Origin of the sequence: Paenibacillus sp. Soil522, assembly GCF_001428245.1 — a bacterium.
Classification (GTDB): domain Bacteria; phylum Bacillota; class Bacilli; order Paenibacillales; family Paenibacillaceae; genus Pristimantibacillus.
The window spans coordinates 1-2592 of record NZ_LMRV01000006.1 but is presented as its reverse complement, the minus strand read 5'-3'; the positions used below and the strand labels follow the sequence as shown (position 1 = coordinate 2592).

Genomic DNA, 2592 nt, shown 5'->3' with positions numbered 1-2592 from the left:
TGCATAGTAAATTTTAGGGTACTAACAGATACACAGAAAGCAGTATTAATTACCATCAAAATGGAGGGTTTAGTGGTTTTACCACCGCGGTAGCGGTTTAGTCCAACTTAAGTTATGTATTGAAAAAACCAGCCCCTCAAAGGACTGGTTCGCCGCTACGATCATTGAACTATCGTACCCGTTAGTTGAACCACCTGTTATGTGTTTATCGATCCCATCAACGTTCGATTATATACTTTACCCAGTGTGTGATTTCGTCATCATCAGGCTCGACCAGTAGTTCATCTGTTGTAGATGCTTTTTCAGCATTATGAACATAATTAGGATGCTCCCAAGCTGATTCACATTCACTACAACATAGAATTAGCTTGTTGGATTTAGCTTCTTTTAAAATTTCAACCCAGCCCTGGTCACAAATCACACACCATTTTACTTTGTTTTTGTAGTAATTATTTATACTAATCATCCTATCCAAGTTGTAATTATTGAACTCTCGTACCCGTTAGCTCAGCGCTTTCGACTGCTAGTTGCGTTTTCTTTAAGGGTTACACTTTAACAACGAAATCCATTAAAGTGCCTCAGCATTTGGATAAAATTATGAAGTTCTGCATCTTTCCAGTCCGAAAGCCGTTCATAGTACACAGACTCTTTTTCCTTTAGCGCATCTATAATTTTTTGTTGCCCATACTCGGTAAGAGATAATACAACTCCCCGTCCATCATTAGGCGACGCTTCTCGTTTTACATATCCCAGAGCCTGGAGTTGTTTGACGAGGCGACTGACCGAGCTTCGATCCATTGCCGTTGATTCTGCTAAAGCGGCGGCATTAGTGGCGCCATAGGAATACAGCCAGCGGACAATATGGAAGGCGGCAGGCTGTATGGAGGAATCGAATTTAGCGGCGGCTTTTACATTCAATGCATGTGCAGAACTAATGAGAGCATTAAGCTGTTCGCCCAATTCAATCTCAAGTCTCTCCCTAGATTCGTTTATTGATTTATGCTCGTTCATTCTCATTCACCTTTCTCTAGGTCTAAATCAAAACTTATTGACATATATCAATTAAATTAATATAGTGGACATATATCAACTAAATTTTACTGGTAGGTTGTAATGATTAGTCACTTTTAAAGTGTATCATAGGAAGGAGAAGTGACGATGGTTAAAAAAGCAAATGTTGTCATTACGGGTGCCACCAGCGGACTTGGACAGCTTGTCGCGCTCGAATTAGGAAGACGCGGATTTGACCTTATTTTGACTGCCCGAAGTAAAGAACGCGCTGAACTCACGAGAAAACTAATTGAGGAGCATGCACCGTCAGCGAAAATTGATTTTTTTTATGGAGATTTTTCGTCAATAAAGGACGTTTCACGGGTTGGGAGTGAAATAGCTGCCGAATATCCTAAAATTGATGTGCTGTTGAACAATGCGGGGATTCATGCTTTTAAGCCTCGCATCACCCCCGAGGGTCTTCCTGAGATGATTACCGTCAATTATTTCGCTCCCTGGGTTTTGACACAGATTCTAAAACCTTCCCTGCAAAACTCGAGCCAGGCCAGAGTTGTCAATGTTGCCTCTGAAGCTTCACGCCATCACGGTATTTTGAAGTTGCCAGAGGATTTAACGGATACAACTCCCTTTACCGCTCGCGGCTCATCCCCCATCTATGGAAAAACCAAATTATTAAATATTATGTTTTCGGCTGAACTTGCACGGCGGTGGTCAGGTGCGGGTATCAGCGTAAATGCACTGAATCCTGGATTTAATGTTACCGGACTCGGACGAGAACTTTGGTTCGCCCCCGTCCTGGAACGATTGTTGAAAGCCCTGCGCCTTGGAGATCCGCGAAGAGGAACCGATATTATAACCCGATTAATTGTTGATCCGGAATATCAAAGAAAGACGGGTGGATACTTTAATGTCGGAACCGGACAATCAATCGAACCAGTGTCTCCCGGGGGAGATGACGCAATGCAGCACAAGTTGTGGGAGACCACAGAAAAATTACTGAGAGAAAAGGGTTTTCTGTAAGCTTATTTTCAGTAACATTCCACTAACCCACCGGTTAATTCAACAAAGACAGCCGATCGTACTGACCGGCTGTCTACATGTTTTGAATTGAACTATCGTACCCGTTAGCTTAATGATCCCCACTAAAAAATCCCTCTGGATAGTGTTCGTCATTTTCCATATCTACATCAGGCTACACGCCCTTCTCTCCAAAGGGGTAGCACCAGCAAAACGCGAAAAACCACGCTAAGGATAGAATAGTCATTTCAAAAAGTACTTTTAAAAAATGACATTTGTCAAAATAAGATAATTCACTTTTTGACATATAGATTAGAGCTATTATTCTATTGTGTCATAAAGCTTACCTTTTGACATTAAACATCCTTAGCGTTGTGAAAACCAGCTATTTTATAGGTAGATTACCTTAACGTTGTTAATTTGCGTTTTGTTGGCGGAACCCCTCATTGATTTCGCGGCGCAGCTCCTCCGAGTGAAGGTAGTTACGAATGTTTGGAATATCTTTAAATGAAGAGGGGGGAGGGATTAAAATGGGGATACTCCGGAATATATCGAACCATATAT

Annotated in this window: 2 protein-coding genes; one reads left to right on the top strand and one right to left on the bottom strand. The window is 41.7% G+C overall.

Annotated elements, in window-relative coordinates; genetic code table 11:
- Window positions 1-552: 552 nt before the first annotated feature.
- A complete protein-coding gene (locus ASG81_RS02790) occupies window positions 553-1017 on the bottom strand; it encodes a MarR family winged helix-turn-helix transcriptional regulator (protein ID WP_081417087.1) in 465 nt (154 codons plus the stop codon).
- A 141-nt stretch (window positions 1018-1158) separates the two neighbouring features.
- On the opposite strand from ASG81_RS02790, the gene ASG81_RS02785 reads away from it, so the two are divergent.
- The gene (locus ASG81_RS02785; RefSeq protein ID WP_056628908.1) at window positions 1159-2031 is read left to right on the top strand and encodes an SDR family NAD(P)-dependent oxidoreductase; all 873 of its coding nucleotides are present in this window, start codon (window positions 1159-1161) and stop codon (window positions 2029-2031) included.
- Window positions 2032-2592 lie beyond the last annotated feature (561 nt).

What these genes read in the sequence shown, in the direction of transcription:
- ASG81_RS02785 (WP_056628908.1), top strand. Translation starts at nt 1,159, where the DNA reads ATGGTTAAAAAAGCAAATGTTGTCATTACGGGTGCCACCAGCGGACTT.
- ASG81_RS02790 (WP_081417087.1), bottom strand. Translation starts at nt 1,017, where the DNA reads ATGAGAATGAACGAGCATAAATCAATAAACGAATCTAGGGAGAGACTT.